Below are 21,557 nucleotides of genomic sequence, written 5' to 3'. Positions count from 1 at the left end.
CAACACGGCTTACTCCGAAGTCAGGGGTAATGTCAAGTACCTGCGGATAGATTAAGAAAATATAATAGTTGAACTTTTAGTATACAATGATACAGAATAACAGTTTGTACAAATGGTGCAATCCAAAAGGCAGAGAGTATGGGATTGAGAGTTGACAAATTTAGATGAGTCCGACTATACGAAGTCGGGGCTTGAGGATTGGGGAATTATCTATTAAAGATTCGTTCCGCTAAAACAGGGACTTAAAACCAAATTAACTATTGCATCTAAAATCCTCACATCTAAAATCGGCTCGGTCTTCCCTGCGAATTGCTGAGTATTAAAAGGTAAAAATAACGTGCTCAAAAAAAGTTTCACGATCGGCATCCTCGCACTGTGGCTGTTAAGTTGGCCGCTGATGAACAATGCCTTAGCTCAAGATGCTGCTCCCCCTGCGGCGGCGGCTGCTGCGGTGGCGGCAAATCCGATCGACACCGGCGATACAGCCTGGATGTTAATCTCCTCAGCACTGGTGTTGCTAATGACACCCGGACTAGCGTTTTTCTACGGAGGGCTGGTGCGATCGCGCAACGTCCTCAACACCATGATGATGAGCTTAGTCATGATGGGACTGATCGGCGTCACATGGACGCTGTGGGGTTACAGTTTGGCCTTTGACGTTTCCACTCCAGTTTCCGAAGGCTTTGGGAAAGGATTTGAAACCTTCATCGGCGGCTTCGACTGGATGTTCTTGAACAACGTCGCAGCCGACAAACCAGATCCGATCGGCTACGCACCGACAATACCGCACCAAGTATTCATGGTTTACCAGATGATGTTCGCCATCATCACTCCAGCATTGATTTCCGGGGCGATCGTCGAACGGGTAACATTCAAAACCTACTTCTGGTTCGTGCTGCTGTGGTCAACCTTCATCTACTCTCCTCTAGCCCACTGGGTTTGGGGTAGAGGCTGGCTGGGGGCGATGGGAGCATTAGACTTTGCAGGCGGCACAGTCGTACACATCAGTTCCGGCGTATCTGCGGTTGTCGCAGCTTGGGTAATCGGGCCCCGCAAAGACCACTTAAACAAGCCCCACACCCCCCACAACGTACCCTACGTCTTGCTGGGAATTGGGCTCCTGTGGTTCGGCTGGTTTGGCTTCAACGGCGGTAGCGCTTTAGGATCGGGTTCCTTAGCAACAGTGGCTTTTGTCACCACAATGATTTCAACCGCAGCCGGCGGTTTAACTTGGACAATCATCGAATGGGTGCTCAGAGGCAAACCGACAGCAGTCGGAATTGCCAGTGGTTTCCTAGCAGGATTGGTGGGAATCACACCAGCGGCGGGATACGTACTGCCAGTGGGGGCCCTGTTAATCGGATCGATAACTTCCGTTTGCTGCTTCTTCGCCGTTAGCTTGCGAGCTAAGCTGGGATTTGACGACTCTTTGGACACCTTCCCGGTTCACGGCGTCGGCGGAACTGTAGGCGCGCTTCTGACAGGCGTGTTTGCGACTAAAGCCGTTAACGCAGCCGGAAATGACGGGCTGTTTGCCGGAAATCCGGGGCTAATTGTGACACAGTTTGTAGGCGTTGTAGCTACTTACGTGTTTGCGGCTGCCGGTACTTTTGTCATCCTAAAAATTCTCGCGCAGTTTATGGAACTGCGAGTCGCCTCATCTGCTGAAGACCAAGGTTTGGATATCGGCCAACACGGGGAAGAAGCTTACGGTGAGGATTTTGCCGGCGGTTTCAGTTCCTTTGAATCTGGTTCTCCTTTCGCGCCGAAAAAGGTGGGCTGATTTTCAGGGTAAGTTCGATCATCGCGTAGAGATGCAGTTATGTGCGTCTCTACGCTTTTTTTTGTTTTATTTTGAACGAACCCATGAAAGTCGCGCCTCTGTTCGTTACTGAATTAAATAATACCAGTTTCAAAAGAGAATGTAACTTTATACAAGCCACTAAGGAATGAGAATTAAATAACTTATAATTTGATGGTTTTTGTGGGATGGGCGGGGGAGCCCGTCTCTAAAGGACGGGCTCCCCCGCCCATCCCACTTTCGTTGTGTAAATTATTTAATTTGCGATCCTAACCCTTATGCAGTAGTTCATTCCAATCTAAAATCTAAAATCTAAAATCTAAAATCGTATAATCCCGATCGCACCCAGGCCTTCTAAAATCAAAGGTAATTAACCTAGATTTGAACTCAGTACCGCATGGATACTAAAGCTTTTAAACGATCGCTCCAACAGTCTGAAAACTACCACCGCAAGGGTTTCGGACACGAAGCTGAGGTAGCTGGCGTAATGGAGACAGCTTATCAAAGCAGCCTGATCCAGCAAATTCGCGACAACAATTACAGGCTGCAACGCGGCGCCGTCACCATCCGGCTGGCTGAGGCTTTTGGCTTTTGCTGGGGAGTGGAACGCGCTGTGGCTATTGCTTACGAGACTCGCCAGCACTTCCCCTCGGAACGGATTTGGATTACTAATGAGATTATTCACAATCCTTCTGTGAACCAGCATTTGCGCGATATGGAAGTTGGTTTTATTGCTGTGGAAAAGGGGCAGAAAGATTTTTCTGTGGTGGATAGTGGCGATGTGGTAATCTTACCTGCTTTTGGGGCGAGCGTGCAAGAAATGCAGTTGCTGAACGATAGGGGCTGCAAGATTGTTGATACTACCTGTCCTTGGGTTTCTAAGGTTTGGAATACTGTTGAAAAGCACAAAAAAAGGGATTACACTTCGATTATTCACGGTCAGTACAAGCACGAAGAAACTGTGGCAACGAGTTCTTTTGCTGATAAGTATTTGATTGTGCTGAATTTGCAGGAAGCTGAATATGTCAGCAATTATATCTTGCACGGGGGCGATCGTGCTGAGTTTCTTGCTAAGTTTAGCAAGGCTTATTCTGCTGGTTTTGACCCAGATGTGGATTTGGTAAGTGTCGGGATTGCTAACCAAACTACTATGCTCAAAACTGAGACTGAGAATATTGGCAAGTTGTTTGAAAAGACGATGATGCGGAAGTTTGGGCCGTCCAATCTTAATGAGCATTTTCTGAGTTTTAATACTATCTGCGATGCGACTCAGGAACGGCAAGATGCTATGTTGAGTTTGGTTGAGGAAAAGTTGGATTTGATGTTGGTGATTGGGGGTTTTAATTCTTCTAATACTACTCACTTGCAGGAAATTGCGATCGACAAAACTCTTCCTTCTTATCACATTGATTCTGCGGAGCGCATTTTACCGGGAAATCGCATCGAACACAAGCCTTTGGGCGGGGATTTGGTCGTAACTGAAAATTGGCTGCCTGAAGGTAATATTGTCGTCGGCGTGACTTCGGGTGCTTCGACTCCTGATAAGGTTGTTGAGGATGCGATCGATCGCATTTTGGCGATGAAAGCCGCTGTTATTCCCTAATTCTCTGCTTCGCCACTGCACTCGGAATCATCTTTTCCGGCGTGCAGTGCGATCGTCTCGCTTCCAAACAGACTGTAGACTCCAATTGCTATTGATTCCATCTGGATGCTGAAAATTATCTGTGTTAATCTGCGTTTATCTGCGGTTAGTTTCCCTAGCAATTTCTCCCCTGCGTCCCAAAGTTATTTTTTTCACAAATCATGAAAAAATCGCCTTTTTTTTCGGGTAAAAAGCTTGACGCGGGCTGCTTGACAAGGTATTATTTAATAATGGGAATAGTGAAAATTTTTAAATTGAAGTCACCACTTCCATTATCTAAAATATACCCCATAAATCAACCGAAATCAATAGGTAAAAACTCCTTTTTTTGCGCCGCGATTTGAAATAGTCAAAGCAGCAAAAGTGATGCCACAGAAAATGACTAATTAAGCTTAGCGAGAGAGCGAGAGATTGTATATTTGGCCTCTCTTACTTAAGGAGGATGCGAAGAGGAGCTAGTACCTAGGTAGCAAATAAATAGACAGAGTGGTACACTTGTGGACAAATCTACGGTATACCATTTTGTTTAAACCACATGAATTCGCAAAAAAGCTTGGATTGTCAGTAAAAAGACTCGCCGTCTCCTCAACATGAATTGCTAGAATACTTGAAATAATTCACTGTTTTTCCTGTCGATTATACGGTCTGCAAAATTACTCCAAGGAAATCAAATAAAACTAAAAAATGCTGTTGACAAACCCCTACAAGATGTGGCAAAATTAAACAAATAAATCGAGTGTTGAGGCCAAACAATGCTTCTGTCCATCAAGACAAAGTTAAAGCTAAACAAGAACCAGGCAACGGTTATGAGCAAACACGCTGGCATAGCGAGGTTTACTTATAATTGGGGACTAGCTACTTGGAATAGCCTTTATCAAGATGGATTAAAGCCCAATAAATACCTACTCAAGAAATTCTTCAACAATCATGTAAAACCTGAATTTACATGGATCAAAGAGACGGGAATCTGCCAGAAAATAACTCAATACGCCTTTGACAATCTTGGGGATTCGTTCTCTAAATTTTTCTCAAAAAAAGGTGGATTTCCCAGATTCAAAAAGAAGGGGCATCACGACTCTTTCACTATTGACGCGGGCGGTAAGCCTATCCCTGTGGGTGGTACGTCTATAAAGTTGCCGACAATCGGCTGGGTAAAAACCCACGAAGGACTACCTCACACAACTTGCAAGTCAATCACCATTTCACGCACTGCCGACAGTTGGTTTATCGCATTTGCTTACGAACAGAATCATGAACCCACAGTCAAAACTCATGAAATTGTAGGAGTTGATTTGGGAGTAAAAGAGTTGGCTACACTTTCAACTGGCGTAGTATTCCCGAACCCAAAGCACTACAAAGCGCATTTTATAAAGCTGAAGAGATTATCAAGAGTTCTTGCTAGAAAGGTGAAAGGTTCCAGCAATAGATACAAAGCCAAAATCCAACTGGCAAAACACCATGCAAAAATAGCAAACCTCAGAAAGAATACTCTACATCAAGTCACTACTTACTTATGCAAAAACCACGCAACGATAGTAGTAGAAGACTTGAATATTGGAGGGATGCTAAAGAATCACAAGCTAGCACAGGTAATAGCTGATTGCGGATTTCATGAATTTAAACGCCAGCTAGAATACAAAGCGAAAAAGTTTGGCTGTGAAATTGTCGTTGCTGACCGCTGGTTCCCGTCGAGCAAAACCTGTTCGAGTTGCGGGCATATTCAAGATATGCCACTCAAAGAAAGGGTTTATAACTGTGGAAGTTGCGGTCATTCGATGGACAGGGATTTAAACGCAGCCATCAATTTATCACGGTTGGCTAAACCGTGAAAGCTTACGGAGGGATAACCGCTCCCATGCTCCCGACGAAGTAAGAAGCAAATGTCTAGACTTGTCTAGTATTTGTGTAGCAGCGACACTAAACTAAAAACAAGATCGATCGCAAATTTGAGCCTTAAATTTATCTGCTTTGGCCGCCGTGTCTGCCCGAGCAAAAAATTCATCGCCCGGAGCGAGGTATAACAAAAAAAGCAGCACTCGCGCGCCGACTATTTCATGAACAAATCGCTGACTCGCCAAATCACCGCAGGCATCGGCATCGCCTTGGGACTGCTAATTTTTAATGCGGTAACTTCCTACCGCAATACTCTCAAGTTAGTGGAAAACGAGCGCTCGGTGAGCCACACTCACGGAGTTTTAAGTGAACTCGAAGCCACGCTTTCTACCTTAAAAGATGCTGAAACGGGGCAGCGCGGTTATTTGCTGACGGGAGAAGAACGGTATTTAGAACCTTATTACACTGCGATCGCCAACGTTAACACACAATTAGTCGGATTGCAGGAACTAACAGCCGACAACAATCGGCAGCAAGAGCGCCTTCGCGACTTGAAAAGTGCGATCGACTCTAAATTAGCCGAACTTCAAGAAACCATCAATCTGCGGCGCAAACAAAACTTAGCAGCAGCCCTGCGGGTGGTAAAAACCGATCGCGGACAGCAAATCATGGAGGGGATTCGGCAGCAGGTAGCCACCATGACTGCCGAGGAAAATGTGATATTGCAGCAGCGCGCCCAAGAATCTCAAGCCAGTGCTAATTTGACAATCATCACTTTTACCGTTGCTACTGTGGTAGATTGGCTGTTGCTGGTGTTAATTTTATATTTGGTAAAGCGCGATCGCATTTTGCGCGACAATGCCCAAATCAAACAAAATCAACTGCTAGAAGAGCTAGAACGCGATCGCAATTCCCTGCAATTAACCGAAGAACGTTTCCGCCGCGCCATTGTTAACGCCCCGCTGCCAATTATGCTGCACGCTGAAAACGGAGAAGTTTTGCAAATTAACTCCGCTTGGACAGAATTCTCAGGCTACAAATCCTCAGAAATTCCTACAATTGAAGATTGGACAGAAAAAGCTTACGGCAGCCGCAAATCGGTAGTGCCAGCAAATATCAATTGGCTGCACAAATTAAACTCGCGCCTTTCTGAAGGTGAATATATAATTACCACAGCCAGCGGTGAAAAACGAATTTGGGACTTTTATTCGGCACCTTTAGGCAAGCTTTCCGACGGCAGAAGTTTAGTAATTAGTACCGCCATTGACATCACTGCACGCAAACAAGCAGAAGCGGAAATTCGGATGCTCAACGCTACGTTAGAACAGCGAGTCGAACTCCGCACCAATGAACTGCAAGGAGCTAACGAAGAATTAGAAGCTTTCACCTATACCGTCGCCCACGATTTGCGCGCGCCCTTGCGGGGAATGCAGGGATTGGCTGAAGCTTTGTTAGAAGATTACGGCGAAATCCTTGACGAACTCGGTCAAGAATATGCCCAGCAAATTGTAAATTCTGGGCAACAATTAGAAGATTTGATCCAAGATTTGCTAGCATACAGCCACCTGAGCCGCACTGATTTATCGCTGCAAGTTGTAGAGTTAGAATCTGCTGTCGCTGAGGCAATTGCTATGGTACAAGCCGATGCTAAGTCCAACGGTGCTCGCATCAGCGTGCGATCGCCCTTATTGCCGGTAATTGCCCATCGCGTTACCTTAGTTCAAGTCATCACAAATTTGCTCGCCAATGCTCTAAAATTTGTGGCAGGCGCATCGCCGCAAGTGCAAATATGGGCTGAGGAAATTCAACTGCCTCCAGAGGGAGAGACAGACAGACAGACTGCGGGAGAATGGAAAAGGGGGAAAGTGGGAAAGTGGGAGCATTCGCAGTTATTGATTAGCACTGGCCAATTGCCTGTTAGCGAAGCCAACGAAGGCGATCGCATCATCCGTCTTTGGGTAGCAGACAACGGCATCGGTATTGCTCCAGAACATCAAAAACGGATTTTTCGCGTTTTTGAACGGCTTCACGGTATCGAGTCATACCCCGGAACTGGTATAGGATTAGCTATTGTACAAAAAGCAGTCGATCGCATGGGCGGTCAAGTTGGGGTGGAATCGCAATTAGGACACGGCAGTCGATTTTGGATAGAGCTGAGGAAAGGATGAGGCAAAGGCAGACGATTTTGCTGGTGGAAGATAGCCCCGTTGATATTCTGTTGATGCAGCGGGCGTTTCGCAATCAGATTTTTACTAATACTTCGCTGCAAATTGTCCGAGATGGAGATGCAGCGGTTTTTTATTTAAATGGTGATGGAGAATACAGCGATCGCGAGCGCTATCCTTTACCTGCGATAATTTTACTAGATTTGAAGTTGCCCAGGCGATCGGGTCACGAGGTTCTGAGTTGGCTCAAACAGCAGCCGCAACTCAAACGTTTACCTGTGATTGTTCTTACATCTTCGAGGCAAACATTAGATGTCAATCAAGCTTACGATCTAGGCGTTAATTCTTATTTGGTTAAACCTGTCGGGTTTGCTTCTTTATCGGACATGATGCAGAGTTTTGGCGAGTATTGGCTCAACCAGACCGAACTGCCGGAACCTATAGAATTTTCTGGTTTATAGTAGCGTTATCCCAATTTTTAGGGTTTATTTCCTCGTTGTCAGACTTTTCCTCGTAATGAGAGATTTGAGATACTTCGACTTGGCTGTACAAGTTTGAGATTTACTTGTAGCGCCGTGAATCTGGGAGTTTGAACTTTGGTCTAAGATTTTGTAATCTCCACTTCTGCTGTCGTGGGCTTGTATCCATTTTTGGGTGGTCATCAGTCATTCCCAATTCTTTAATCTCAAATATAATCAAATCAAAACTGGTAGAAGTTGGTCTTGAGGTGGCGAGTCCTGTATCATCTGTTCCTGTGCGATGAATCCAAGATTGACGGGAGGCTAATCAACCTCGAAAATCGTAAGGCTGGGATTTTTACCAGAAAGAATTGGTTGAAAGCCCGCCCGCCTTTGACGGAGAAATTAAAATTAGACTATTCATTACTCCAATCCTCGGACTTAAGGGTAGAGGTTGCCCTCAAAAGTCAACTGTCAAGTGTCAAGTGTCAACTGTTGAAGCAAGGCATTGACTAATATAATACCCACAAGGTTCGAGAGAAGAAATTAGGTTATGTATCTGTTAGCAAATACTGGGAAAAAACTACCGACAGCATAATCTGTGAGATATAATAAAATACAAGCAAATACAATTAAAAAAATCCGAGGATAGTTAATTAGCACTAAATATTGAAACAACGGAACTCCTCAATAACATATTTTTAGATTCAAGAATGTTTGTGCCAATACAAAAAGCCCAAAAACCATGCTGTCTATTCTGTTGATCGACGACAACCCGAACGATCGCCTGATGATCGAGCGAGAACTGAGAAAAACTTTGCCCGATTTAGAAGTTAAGTCGGCGATAGATGCCCCAAGTCTCGAACAAATCCTGGTCGTCGGGGGTTTTGACATGGTGATTACCGATTACCAAGTGCGCTGGAGCGACGGATTAACTATTCTCAAACAAGTTCAAAGCCAGTACCCAAATTGTCCGGTAATTATGTGTACCGACAGCGGCAGCGAACAAGTGGCAGTCGAAGCGATGAAAGCGGGTTTGAGCGATTATGTGTTCAAAGGGCGACACTTCAATCGGCTGGCGTCTGCCGTGCGCGAAAGTTTGGAAAAACAGCAGTTGCGCGAGAATTACGCAAAAACTTCGGCGCAGTTGGCAATTTCTGAGGAAAGGCTGAGGGTAGCTATCTGCGCCTCGCAAATGGGAACTTGGGATTGGAATATATTAACTGGCGAGGTGGTTTGGTCGGAGGGACACGAACTGTTATTCGGGTTGGAAAAAGGCAGTTTTTTGGGAACTTATGAAGCATTTTTTGCCTTTATTCACCCGGACGATCGCGATTCTATTGCTCGCGCGATCGCCTTTTCTTTAGATAACAAGATAGAATACCAGCACGAATTTAGAGTGATTTGGCCCGATGGCAGCTTGCACTGGATCGCGGCTAGGGGCAAGTTTTTTGATGATGGTACTGGTAAATCGGTGCGATCGATCGGCGTGGTTTGGGATATTACCGATCGCAAGTTATCCGAAGCCAGAATACAGGAAAACGAGGAAAATTTGCGCTTTGCCCTAGAAGCAGCTAACACGGTTGCTTTTTCTTGGGATGTTGTTTCCGCTGAAATCCGCCGTTTTTCCAATGCCCAAACAGAGATAGGTTTGCACCCGGACAGCGCAGTTGGTACTTTTGAGGAAAAAAAGAATGCGGTGCATCGAGATGACCGCGACAGCTTTTTGGCAGATTTGGATGCGGCACTCAGCGGCTCGGGATTTTACGACTCGGAACACCGCCAAGAGCGCCCCGACGGTTCGGTGATTTGGCTTCACGACAAAGGGCGGGTGGTTTTTGACGCATCCGGTAAACCAGTGCGACTGTTCGGCGTAGCGATCGACATTACCGCTCGCAAACAGTTAGAATACGATCGCTCCCAGGCTTTGGCGCGCGAGCGATCGTATCTGCACCGCCTGCAAAAGTTAACCTCCGCCTCAGTTGCGCTCCACTCCATGCTTTCGGTAGCAGACATCGTTCAGTTAGCAGCAGATAGCGCCCGCCAAATTCTGGAAGTCCACCAAGCAGCCGTCAACCTCAGCCCTTCCGCCCACTGGGATGCCGGAATTAGCAAGTTTTCCCTATCCGAAAAATACGCCCAGTGGCAAGATTACTGCGAAGAGCCAGACGGTACGGGCATTTATCAGGAAGTTTGCCGGCACCAACAGGCGATGCGGATGACTCAAAGCGAGTTAGAGGCTCACCAGGCGTGGCGGAAGTTCGGCAAGGCTGCCGACAAGCACCCGCCGATGCGGGGCTGGCTGGCGGTACCGCTGACGGCTCGCGATGGCAGAAATATGGGATTGATTCAGTTGTCGGACAAGTATGAGGGGGAGTTTGGGGAAGATGACGAAAGTATTTTAATGCAGTTGGCTCAGGCAGTTTCGGCGAGCATCGAAAACGCGCGGCTTTATGAGGAATCTCAGCAGGCAAATCGCATGAAAGATGAGTTTTTAGCAACTCTTTCTCACGAGTTGCGATCGCCCTTAAACGCGATTTTGGGCTGGGCGCAATTGCTACGAAATCGCAGTTTCAGTCCGGCAGCTACCGCACGGGCGTTGGAAACGATCGAGCGCAATGCTAAATTGCAAACTCAATTGATTGAGGATTTGCTGGATATTTCGAGAATTATTCGCGGCAAATTGACTTTAAATCCTTGTCCAGTAAATTTGATTTCGATGGTGGAAGGAGCCGTAAATACGGTGCGGTTGGCGGCCGATGCTAAGTCGATCGACGTGGAGTTGGCAATTCTAGATTTGGGCTTGGATACTGCTGAATTTTGCCCGCTCAAAGAGGTTTATGGCGATCGCGAATCTCCGTTAAATCCGAGATTTTTGGTATCGGGAGACCCCGGCCGCTTGCAGCAGATAATTTGGAATTTGTTGACGAATGCGATTAAGTTTACGCCGCGTGGCGGGCGAGTGGAAATCCGGTTGCAGCGATTTGATTCGGAGGTTGAGCTAACTGTTACCGACACCGGAATTGGGATTGCTGCGAATTTTTTGCCTTACGTGTTTGAGTCTTTCCGGCAAGCGGATGCTACGATTACTCGCAATTATAGCGGTTTGGGGCTGGGTCTGGCGATCGTCCGGCAGTTGGTGGAACTCCACGGCGGCAGGGTTTGGGCCCAGAGTCCGGGACTGGATATGGGTTCGACTTTTACTTTCCGCCTCCCTTCGATTCCGGTAAATTCGATCGCCCCTGAGGAAGCGTCGGTGTTGGCTGGCGGTGGTAATTTACAGGGAGTCAAGGTTTTGGTGGTTGATGACGAGGTGGATTCGCGGGAATTTATGATGTTTGTCTTGAGCGATTCCGGGGCGGCTGTCAGGGCTGCATCCTGTGCTGCTGAGGCGTTTGAGGTGGCTTCGGAGTTTGTGCCGGATGTTTTGGTCAGCGATATCGGAATGCCTGAGGAAGACGGCTATTCGCTGCTGTTAAGGCTGCGTTCTCTGGCAACCCAAAGCGGCAGGAAGTTTCGGGCGATCGCCCTGACGGCCTATGCTAGAGATGAAGACCGCGATCGGGCTTTGAAAGCTAGTTACGATCGGCATCTGACTAAACCCGTACAGCCCGATGTCTTGGTGGAGGCTGTAGTCAGTTTGAGGCGTGCCGGCGATCGCAATTTAAAATAACTTAATTGGTAATTGGTAATTGGTAATGGTAATTGGTAATTGGTAATTGGTAATTGGTAATTGGTAATTGGTAATTGGTAATTGGTAATTGGTAATTGGTAATTGGTAATTGGTAATTGGTAATTGCGAATTATGCGCCACTTTGAAACAGGTTTCTCCATTATGTGTAATATCAAATCCGCTCTTCATCGGAATTATTCATCTCTCTTATAGCGGTTCTTAAAAAAGTGAGGTATGCCTGCGTGCCCTATGCCCTATGCCCGATACCACCGCACTGTTGCTGAGACTCGGCTATATAAGACCTTTATTAGCTTGTGTTAATATGCTAAGATATCCAAAAACTACGGTAATTTGGTGGACAAACTTCAGACAGACATAGAGGCAATTTGCTCTCAGATTGAGGCTTTGCGCCGCGAACGCCAACAGCTTAGCACTGGCGCGATCGCCCCAGCGGGGGATTCGCCCCAAGCCATCGCTGATGCTTACCGCCGTCACGCGAGGGAAACAGCACAAGTGTCGGCAGAAGTCAAGGGAATAGATGATGCGATCGCAGCTCTGTCTGCTCAACTGAATCAGAAACAGCAGCTATCGGTAAACTTGCAAAGAATCAGTCCGATGGAGCAGCAAGTTGAAGAGGGAAGAGAGCTCGCTCGCGGACACGCGGAACGGATTAACGAACTGGCGGCCCAATTGTCGGGAGAAGTGAAGGAACTTAAAGCCATTGCCGACCAAATTAGTCCCAGCTACTGGCAGGTTTATTACAAGCCTTTTATTACGGGTTTTAAGAGTATTTCTGTACCCTACGTGCGATCGGACGGGGATGTTTGGACTATTGTCAATCGAGTAGTTTAGAGAGGCTGCGGGATCAGAAATTGGAACCACTCAAGACATTTTTTCTGTCCCTCTTCCTCTACTTCAACCGCGCAGCAGTTGCTTAATCGTGCCCACCAATTCCTGAGGGTGAAACGGCTTGGCGATGTAAGCGTCGGCTCCTTGTTTCATTCCCCAATAGCGATCGAACTCTTCGCTTTTGCTCGAACACATTACCACGGGCAAATTCTGAGTTTTGGGGTCGCTCTTGAGCCGGCGACAGACTTCATAGCCATTCATCCGGGGCATCACGATATCCAGAACGACTAAATCCGGGCGGTTGGCTTTGATTTGCTCTAGAGCTTCTACGCCATCACTAGCTACCGTGACATTGAGTCCTCTACCTTTGAGCAAGTCGGCGATCATCTCCCGCAGAGTGACGCTATCATCAACAACCATAACTGTACTCATAGAATAATCCCTACCAAGTTTCTGGGTTGAAACGTTCACATTAACGTTTGCATTAACGTTCACCTTCAAAGGTGTCTTTTCCTGATTGAGATTGCGCTCTGCTAGATGTAGTTTACCCACTTTTGCTGATTTCCCAATCATTTTTTAAAGAATTACTGCGAACCAAATATCCGCGTAATCTCGGTTGACACACGAGGCTATGTCCGTTAGTCTATCATTTTCTTTCTCAAATGGTACGTTTGTCAAAAAATGATTGTGCAGGTTGGTTGTGCATTTCGGGTAGAGGAGGGCGGCACGGCGCCGCTTGGAGCGAAATTTGTCTAATTTTGATTTTTTGTACCTAAAGCCGATAGTTTTTGGTCGTAGAGGGTGTCTAAACCGACCGAGCGCTGCCGGTAGCTGTTAGGATCGTTTTTGCAGCCGTTAGCCACGATTCCCAAAACCGAAGCTCCAGAAATTTTTAATTCTTCTAAAACTTTGCGAACTTGCGCTCGGTCTGTTTTGGCAATTTGCACGACCATAATCGTAGCGTCGGTGTGAGCTGCTATCAAGTGGGCGTCTGCCAAGCCGGCTAGCGGTGGGGTGTCATAAATCACTAAGTCAAAAAATGCTTGAAACTGCTCCATCAAATACTGCATTTTTTTGGAAGAAAGCAGCTTGATCGGATCGGGCGGAATTTGTCCTGCGGTAAGTACGAACAAATTGTCTTGATTCAAAGCTCGCTGAATCGCGTCGTTGAGGCTGAGATCTGTAGAAATGGCATCGGCGAGCCCGCGCACGTTTGGCAGTCCTAGCTTAGTATGCAGTTGCGGGCAGCGCAAATCTGCATCTACTAACAATACTCGCTGTCCGACTGCTGCTGCGATCGCGGCCAGGTGCAAAGCTACTGTAGATTTGCCGTCTCCAGCCACGGCCGAGCTCACTAAAAGCGATCGAATTGCCGTACCTGCACTGAGCAAGTGAATATTGGTGTAGAGCGATCGAAATGCTTCTAAAAATTGATAGTCCAACTCCCTAAAAATACTTTGACCCCCGATGAGCGTCGGAGGAGTAGGTTCAGTGTCGAGGGATTCGAGAACTTGCACTTGCGACTTCGACGACGAGCGAGCCGAAGTTAGTTTCCTCGGCCTCGCTGGCTGTCTGCGCCTGACTTTTTTGCTAAACGGAATCACCCCGATCACCGGCAATTTTGTGGCGATTCTCAGTGCTTCTGGAGTGTGGAAAACAGTATTTAGCACCTCTACGAGCAAGCCGACTGCTATGCCCAGCAGACTGCTTAAAATTAGTGCCAACGCTAACTGTCTTTTGGTTTGTTTGATTGTAGCTGGGATCGGCCTATTGAATTTGTCTAGCGGAATTTCCGGAGGATTGATCAGCACCCAAGGTATTTGCTGTTGAGCTGCATCAATCCGCAAGGCTTCCCGTTTTGCCAAAAAGTCCGACAAACTCTTAGTAACAACTTGTTGTTCCCGCACTAAATTGTCGTATTGTCTCGTTGTTACTGAAAAATTTCTAATTTTTTGGTAGAGAGCCTTTTGCAAAGCAGTCATTTCGCGATCGCGCGCCTCAACTTCTTTGATTTGGCTTGACAAATTTCCCATCACCACTTCTTTTGCTTGTTGAGTCGCCGTTAAAATCAGTTCTTCCCGACTTTTTCGCAGTGCTAAAACAGGCAAACTGTCATCTCTATACTGAGCTAATTTCAGGGACAAGTCTGAGTCTATTTTCTGGATTTGAGATAACAGTCCGCCGTAAGCTTGTCCTTGGGTCATCAATACGCCAATGGGGTTATTTTTATCCAGTAAATTTTGATAGCTTTGGTAGAGATTCCGCATCCCTTTTAACTGTACCTGGAGTCCTACTTGCTGTCCCCGAATGCTTTGAACTTGTTCTGACAGAGATTTTCCCTCTAGCTGCGGCTCAAACAAGTTGCTATTCTGGCGCAGTCTTTGGACTTGCAGTTGCAAAACTTCGACTCTTTCTCGGAGCTTGGGCATCTCCATGTCTATAAATTTAATACCTTGATTGATGCCCGTCAACCGCTGCTGCAAGCTATATTCTAGATAAGCTTTAGAAACCTTATCCAATACGCCGTAAATTTTATTTGGTTCTGAATCTTTGTAGCGAACTTCTAAGATTTTTGTACCTTGCTGTTTGCCATCTCTTCCGTAGCTGACGCGGCTGATCGACAGTTTTGTCATCAGTTCGCTGTAGGTTAGGTTGGGATTCCAAGCTCGCAAATCTTGAAGCACTGGCTGCATCATTTTGGGGCTGCGTAAAATCCTAATTTGGGTTTCGTAATCTACTAAACTAATTCCTTCTATATTAATTTTTGCTAAGTCGGCAGCGACGGTATTGTCTAATTGTTTGGATAGCAAACCTTCAGCGGTTGCTGGTTCTACTAACAGAGAAAATGAGCCTTCATACTCCAGCGTTATCCGTTTAGAAGCGGTGACGATCCCTGTTCCTGCGAGGGCGCTCAAAGCAATTGTGGCTGCTGCCATCACCAGGATACGGCGGCGCAGGACTCCTAACAGCCACGACAAGTCTAGCTTTTCTTCCTCTGTCTCCTCGACGAACCTATCTCTGTAGTTCTGAGCCGAGAAGTCGGGCAGTTTGCCATTAGATTTGGGTGTGAAGGGTTGGTAATCTTGTCTGCTATCCATATTCAGCCTGGGTATTCTTGAGGTTTATATTTTTGATGTTGATATTTTTGAAGCTGCCACGCCGCGACGCCAGAAATTCTATTGTTTAATTTATTCTAGCCTTTCGCAGGAATTATCCACCTCACCAGCAACGTTCTTACCTGAATAAACTTCGGAGAACGTTTATAAAATTTAACACTCCGGTAGCTGGCCCGACAGGCCCGACTACAGCGTTCATGCGGTCTATGAAGTTGACGATACCGCTGCGGGATACGATAATCATGTCGTTGTTCCGAAGTTGAGGATTGACTTCTTCGTTAATGCCTTGAGTTAAATCGACTTCGATCGTCCGTTTAGTAGCAGTACCGTCCTGATTGAGGCGGACTAGCTCAATTTTATTCCTTCTAGCTCTCGTATTCTCGTAGCCAAAAAATCCTCTGGAAACTAAAGCTTGATTGAGGGTGGCATTAGGTGGCAGCCTCAACGGATCGAGAGATGTTCTGACTTCTCCTACTACATAAACGTTAATGCCGGAAGGAGCAAAGTTAGTGCTAGCCAGCACGCCAGCTTCTGCGGGGTTGACGATAGTTGCTTTGGGAACGATGATGGTGTCTCCCTGCTGGAGGATGGTATCTTGGGCGCCGTCGCCGGACTCTAGGAATTGCCACAGGTTGACTGGAATGATTTGTTCGCCTCTTCTGGTGACGCGGCGCACTTGAATTTGGCGGATGTCGGCTTCGGAGGTAATTCCGCCTGCAAGCTGAATGGCGCGGATGACGGTGGGGAATCCTTCTCGGCTGAGGTCGCTATTGGTGTTGCCGCCGATGACTACGTAAGCCCCCGGGCGGGTTACTTGGCCGACGATGGAGATCGATCGAGGTTTTTCCGGCGGCGGCGAGAAGTTGGCGATCGCAAATTGGCGCGCCTCTGCTTGGTTGAAGTTCGCGACGGTAGGGATCACAATCGTGTCTCTGTCTTGCAAAATGATATCTTGAGAGATGTCTCCTTCTTGCAAGAATTTCCATAGGTTAACGTTGAGCACTTGGTCGGGGCCGTCGGGTTGGGGACGGCGGACGCGGATGTTGCGGATGTCAGCGACGCCAGTGACGCCTTCTGCGAGTCTGAGGGCTTGGGTGACGGTTGGGTACTGCACGCTGGGCGCGACCCCCGGGCCTGGAGTGAGGGCGATCGTGAAGTTTCCGGGCCTAGTTACTTCTCCGATGACGCCGACGTTGAGGGGGCGGGCGGCGACGAGGCTGACTGTAACTATCGGATCTTTGAGGATGCGGCGGTAGGCGTTGCGGATGATGGTGGTGGCTTCCGCTAAGGTACGGCCGCGGATCGAGATCAGACCGATCAGCGGGAGGTTGACGGAACCGTCTGAGAGGACTTCGTAGCCACGGGTGAGCTCTGGTACTTCGAGTATTTCTACTTGGATGCGATCGCCACCGCCGAGTTTGTAGCTTTGGGGCGATCTTCTAACGCCGACAGGTGTTGTGACTGCGCCAGGACGCAATGGTAGTTGCGCTGTTGCACCAAGCGGGAACCCGAGGGAAATACTCGCGCAGGCGATCGTCCACAACATCAAACTCAAGACTGGCGGGTTTACTTGTTTGGAAAAATCAGTGTTAGCCACAGACTACTTATTTTATTTGAGGATCATTCACCAGTTTAATCGCCGATCGTTGAAAAGCAATGTCGATCGCAGATACAAAGAAAAAAATCATCAAATTTTCTTCCCCTCCCCCTCCCGGCAATTATCTAGAAGGCAGAATAAAAAAACCTCGGCATTCCCCAACCCCTCTCCTCATACCCAACCAACCAACACTTTAGACCAGCAGCAGCTTATATAGAAAGATCGCCGGCGACAAATACCTCGGTTTATTGTTATTTTGGTGGAATTAGCCCGCTGCTAAATTGGTATTTTTCTCAGAGAGGGTAGATATTTATGGCGAGAATGATTAAAGAACTAATTCTCAGCAATAATTTGTTGCTGATGATATTGGGTGTCAGTGGCTTGGCGATCACTCTGTTGATATTTCAGATTGCCAGCAAAAAACAAATTGGTATTACTTTAGAAAAGTGGTTTGCAGTTCTGTACATTTTCATGTCTCCTCATGTTAATGTACCTCCTTTTAATTATATGCACTTTATCAATATCACTGACCCTGAGGGTGGAGTAATTAAGCAGCTTCCTTATGTATTTTATCCCTGGATAGTTTTTATTTTATGTGGGAAATTTATTAATTTTTGTAAACACAAACTTGTCGAAGGATTGTTATTTGTGGTGCTGAGAAATCCGGCTTTTTCGCTATATTGTTGGCTACCAATAACATCGACACTGTGGTCGCTAGTTCCTGATATTACGCTGAAAGCGGGGATAGCATTTACAGGTTTTACGGTTGTGGGTTTTTATATAGGTGCGCGATATGAGTGGCACGAACTATCAGCCTTAGTGCGATGGGGCTATACCTCGGTGGGTATAGTTAGTTTTTTGCGCTACCCGAATGTGACACGGGAATTGTCAGGAATTACCAGTCACAAAAATTCTCTGGGCAGCATCATGGTAGTAAGTACAGCACTTTGGTACCTGCACTATTCCCAAGGTGCTAAAACTCAGAAAGAACGCTGGATAGCTCTGGCATTCATGTTTTTTTCCTTTTATTTGGTTAGAACTACTAGCTCTGGGGGTTCTCTAGTTAATAGTTTGATGCTCATAGTTGTAGTATCATCCTTAAGCTTTTTGAGCAAGTTAAAGTTTCAATGGGCCTTTACTTGTATTGTCGGCTTTACGATCTTCGGTATCATAGGTAGCATTTATATAATCGACAATTTGGAATCCATTGTTGTCGGAGGTTTAGGAAAAGATTTGACTTTGACAGGACGCACGGAGTTCTGGCCGCAATTAATCGCGGCAGCCAACCAGCGTCCTTGGTTTGGCTATGGATTTGAGGGATTTTTTCAACAAGCATTAATAGGCAAGGAGACCCCAGCTTATTATATATATACTACGAGTGGATTTCAACCTAAAACTGCTCATAATGGTTCCATAGCAGTCTTACTCTCTTTCGGCTATCCAGGACTGGTTCTAATCATAATTTCTGTGTTTACAAATCTGATTTTTGCCGTCCGCCAACTGAGCCGCAGCCCGCTATCTCAAGCGGGAATACCGATTATTTACTTAGTTTTTATTGTTTTGAACAACCTAACTGAAGGTTCTCTATGTGATATTGGGGATGTCTGGCTTGCCTACGTGTTAATAACAGTTAGACTCAGTATCGATAGTGGCAAATCTCCATCCAGCAACCGGCGTATTTCCGGAGGCGATTTGGTGGCGCCATCTTCATCCAGATTGAATCATGATTAACTTGCAGAAGTTAAAAATTGCTCGAACTATGATATACTATATTAATGAGCCTGGTTTTTGATTAATCCCCCAAGGCTCGAAAAGTATATTTATTTCTGACAAGGACTGAAAACTTTCTGATGTTAGATAAGCTAAATGCGGTCAGTCAAAAGCTCGGCCCCGGCCTCCGCCAGGTACTCGGCAACCTGGCTTGGCTGTTGACTGACCAAATTTTGCAGATGAGTCTGGGTCTGCTGGTGGGAGTGTGGGTAGCACGATATCTGGGCCCGGAACAATTTGGCTTAATCAATTATGCGATCGCCTTTGTTTCGCTGTTTTCCTCGGTGGCAACAATGGGATTGGGTACTCTGGTAGTGCGAGACATTGCTCGCAATCCCGACTGCAAAGAAGAGACTCTAGGGACTGCTTTTGCCATACAATTAGCAGGCGGAATCATCACTTTACTGCTCACTGTCACAGTGATTTCAATACAGAATCCCAATGACAGCTTAACTCGTTGGCTGGTAGGGATTATCGCCGCCGGCACGATTTTTCAGTCCTTTGAAACAATAAATTTTTGGTTTCAATCTCAAGTTCAATCTAAGTATACAGTTGTCGCTAAAAATTGCGTATCATTACTGGTTGCAGGACTCAGAATCGGATTAATTCAACTCAAAGCACCACTGATTGCTTTTGCTTGGATCAGGTTGGGAGAGGTAGCATTAGCCGGATTGGCGATCGCAATTGTCTATCAAAACAAGGGAAATGATTTAAAGCTGTGGCGAGTCAGTTGGCAGCGAGGTAAAGAACTGCTTCACGAAAGTTGGCCGCTGGTGCTTTCAGGCTTGGCGGTTTTTATTTATTCCAAAATCGATCAAATCATGCTCGGCTCTATAAATAAAACTGAGTTAGGATATTATGCAGTTGCAGTCAAACTATCAGAAATATGTGATTTTTTGCCTGTGATCATCGCTTCTTCTATTTTCCCGAAACTCGCACAGTTAAGAGAAAAAAATTATGGCGAATACTTAAAAAACTTTCAGATTTACTCAGATGCCATGTTATTTTTGTGGTTGGGAGTGGCATTACCAATCTCTCTGCTAGCTCCTTTCATAGTCCAAACTCTCTACGGCGCTCAATATACAGAGTCAGCCAGGGTATTGTCAATCTACGTTTGGGCTCAATTTGGCAGTAACTTCGGCATCGCTAGAAATACCTATTTTGCCTTAGAAGGTCAACTGCGATACGGTCTTTACTTGACATTTATTGGCTCATTTTTTAATATAGTATTGAACTCTCTACTAATTCCTAAATATGGAGCTTTTGGAGCAACTGCGGCAACTTTAATTACTTATTTCTATGTAATTATTTTAGTCAACTTTTTGATTAAAGAACTGAGACCTTTTGGTAATTTAATTCTGAATTCGCTGAATTTATACAAGGCTGCATCCAGGCTGATAGGATTGATCAAATGATTGAAATTAAACCCAAGCTCGAACACCGATCGCACTGTCCCTCTTCTGGGCAAATACTCAAACCTGTCAAAGTATTGTGGCAAGGTTCCCGCATCTGTGTTGTGTCTGAGTCTCCAGGAGGTGGCGAAATCATTGACGAGTTGAGAATTGGCCACGCGGCTAAAACTGCTTACAGCATTAACTTAGCTGAAGGAACAACTTTTAGTGATGACAAATATGCGGAAGAATTTTTAGCAAAACCCTTGCTCAAATCTCTGCAAAATCCTCAAAACGAACACCTAGAAATTACTCAAGAAATCTTTAAATCTTGCGATCGGGTAATCATATTAAACTGCATTGATTATCTTTACGGACACAGCCTTTTAAAGTTGCTCAACGCACAGAGGCATTTAGAATCTCACCCAGAATTTGGTTTGATTGTCATTGTCCAAAAATTTATGAGGTGGATGGTTCCCGAAGGAGTTGCTGAAGTCTGGACAGTACCTATATCGCTGAAAAATGGTCAGTCTCACTATCCCAGTTTTGACGCTTTTGTCAGCAAACAGTTAGAACGTTTCCAGGAAGTTTACATCAGTGAAGCCTATTCTCACCCCAGTCAATTTGATATTAGTAAATTTACGGGGGTTGCCAAACACGATTTTGATAAGGAAGAATACAAAATTACTTTTGTTTGGCGGGAAGATCGGCTGTGGTGCCGGCATTTGCTTGTCAAAATTTTCCGAAAAATTAACTTGCTACAAATTCCTTTAAGTATTCAAAATTGGAAAGTGCAGAGGTTGTTTGCGAAAATGCGAAAGTTGCTGCCACAAGCTAAGTTTGCAGTTGTAGGTTTAGGCAAAAACACTAGCTTTCCAGAGTGGGTAGAAGATTTCAGAGTGGATAAGTTCGATGAAAAAACTGAGAGGCAAATGTGTCAGGTTTATTCAGAGAGTCGCTTGGTAATTGGGATTCACGGTTCCAATATGTTGCTGCCTTCGGGACACGCTGGTATGACGATCGATATGATCGATGAAAGGTGGGGCAACTTTGCTCAAGATATTTTATATCAAGAAACAGATCCCAGACTGTCTTCGTTTCGCTATCGATATCTGCCGCTGGCGACTAGCTTAAAAAACTTAGCGCATATTGGTTCTGAAATGATTATCAAGCGCTTGGATTTCTATTTTCACATGACGGGCGATTCCCTTAGGGATAGCTTCGCTTCACGGCTTTAATTTACTCCACACTTTAAATATAAC

Annotated in this window: 14 protein-coding genes; 10 read left to right on the top strand and 4 right to left on the bottom strand. The window is 46.0% G+C overall.

Features of this window, described 5'->3' with window-relative positions; all coding sequences use genetic code 11:
• Positions 1-337 precede the first annotated feature (337 nt).
• From JGK20_RS06885 to JGK20_RS06860, 6 genes are all read left to right on the top strand, one after another.
• Positions 338-1,783, top strand: a complete 1,446-nt coding sequence (locus tag JGK20_RS06885) for an ammonium transporter (protein WP_293206959.1) — start codon at positions 338-340, stop codon at positions 1,781-1,783.
• Positions 1,784-2,198: 415 nt separating this feature from the next.
• The gene (locus tag JGK20_RS06880) at positions 2,199-3,404 is read left to right on the top strand and encodes a 4-hydroxy-3-methylbut-2-enyl diphosphate reductase (protein WP_293229880.1); all 1,206 of its coding nucleotides are present in this window, start codon (positions 2,199-2,201) and stop codon (positions 3,402-3,404) included.
• 791 nt (positions 3,405-4,195) lie between these two features.
• Entirely contained in the window at positions 4,196-5,272 is a 1,077-nt protein-coding gene (locus JGK20_RS06875) for an RNA-guided endonuclease TnpB family protein (protein WP_293183744.1), read from the top strand.
• A 225-nt stretch (positions 5,273-5,497) separates the two neighbouring features.
• A complete protein-coding gene (locus tag JGK20_RS06870; RefSeq protein ID WP_293183742.1) occupies positions 5,498-7,444 on the top strand; it encodes a CHASE3 domain-containing protein in 1,947 nt (648 codons plus the stop codon).
• Entirely contained in the window at positions 7,441-7,902 is a 462-nt protein-coding gene (locus JGK20_RS06865; RefSeq protein WP_293183740.1) for a response regulator, read from the top strand. Before JGK20_RS06870 ends, JGK20_RS06865 begins: the two co-directional genes overlap by 4 nt.
• Before the next feature lie 742 nt (positions 7,903-8,644).
• A complete protein-coding gene (locus JGK20_RS06860; RefSeq protein WP_293229878.1) occupies positions 8,645-11,572 on the top strand; it encodes a PAS domain-containing protein in 2,928 nt (975 codons plus the stop codon).
• Position 11,573: 1 nt separating this feature from the next.
• On the opposite strand, the gene JGK20_RS34445 is transcribed toward JGK20_RS06860, so the two are convergent.
• A complete protein-coding gene (locus JGK20_RS34445; RefSeq protein ID WP_366038600.1) occupies positions 11,574-11,696 on the bottom strand; it encodes a hypothetical protein in 123 nt (40 codons plus the stop codon).
• A gap of 230 nt (positions 11,697-11,926) precedes the next feature.
• Here JGK20_RS34445 and JGK20_RS06850 point away from each other — a divergent pair, with 230 nt between their 5' ends.
• Positions 11,927-12,424 carry a hypothetical protein gene (locus JGK20_RS06850; RefSeq protein WP_293183733.1) on the top strand — a complete coding sequence of 166 codons (498 nt, stop codon included), beginning with the start codon at positions 11,927-11,929 and terminating at the stop codon, positions 12,422-12,424.
• Positions 12,425-12,487: 63 nt separating this feature from the next.
• Here JGK20_RS06850 and JGK20_RS06845 read toward each other — a convergent pair whose 3' ends face one another.
• From JGK20_RS06845 to JGK20_RS06835, 3 genes are all read right to left on the bottom strand, one after another.
• Positions 12,488-12,853, bottom strand: a complete 366-nt coding sequence (locus tag JGK20_RS06845; protein WP_039886668.1) for a response regulator — start codon at positions 12,851-12,853, stop codon at positions 12,488-12,490.
• Between the two features lie 320 nt (positions 12,854-13,173).
• Positions 13,174-15,519 (bottom strand): tyrosine-protein kinase family protein, encoded by a 2,346-nt coding sequence (locus JGK20_RS06840; protein ID WP_293183731.1) that lies wholly within the window; start codon positions 15,517-15,519, stop codon positions 13,174-13,176.
• Positions 15,520-15,655: 136 nt separating this feature from the next.
• The gene (locus tag JGK20_RS06835; protein ID WP_293191975.1) at positions 15,656-17,134 is read right to left on the bottom strand and encodes a polysaccharide biosynthesis/export family protein; all 1,479 of its coding nucleotides are present in this window, start codon (positions 17,132-17,134) and stop codon (positions 15,656-15,658) included.
• Between the two features lie 312 nt (positions 17,135-17,446).
• Here JGK20_RS06835 and JGK20_RS06830 point away from each other — a divergent pair, with 312 nt between their 5' ends.
• The 3 genes from JGK20_RS06830 (at position 17,447) to JGK20_RS06820 (ending at position 21,533) form a co-directional block, all read left to right on the top strand.
• Positions 17,447-18,865, top strand: coding sequence for an O-antigen ligase family protein (locus tag JGK20_RS06830; protein ID WP_293229872.1), 1,419 nt, complete (start codon positions 17,447-17,449; stop codon positions 18,863-18,865).
• 119 nt (positions 18,866-18,984) lie between these two features.
• Positions 18,985-20,319: a flippase gene (locus JGK20_RS06825; protein WP_293183723.1), complete on the top strand. Its 1,335-nt coding sequence runs from the start codon at positions 18,985-18,987 to the stop codon at positions 20,317-20,319.
• Positions 20,316-21,533 (top strand): hypothetical protein, encoded by a 1,218-nt coding sequence (locus JGK20_RS06820; protein ID WP_293183722.1) that lies wholly within the window; start codon positions 20,316-20,318, stop codon positions 21,531-21,533. The genes JGK20_RS06825 and JGK20_RS06820 overlap by 4 nt, the downstream gene beginning before the upstream one ends.
• The last annotated feature ends 24 nt before the right edge of the window (positions 21,534-21,557 follow it).

Source organism: Microcoleus sp. PH2017_05_CCC_O_A, from assembly GCF_020738785.1.
Lineage (GTDB): Bacteria > Cyanobacteriota > Cyanobacteriia > Cyanobacteriales > Microcoleaceae > Microcoleus.
Note: the sequence above shows the minus strand (reverse complement) of the source record. Positions and strands in the feature narration are given on the sequence as shown.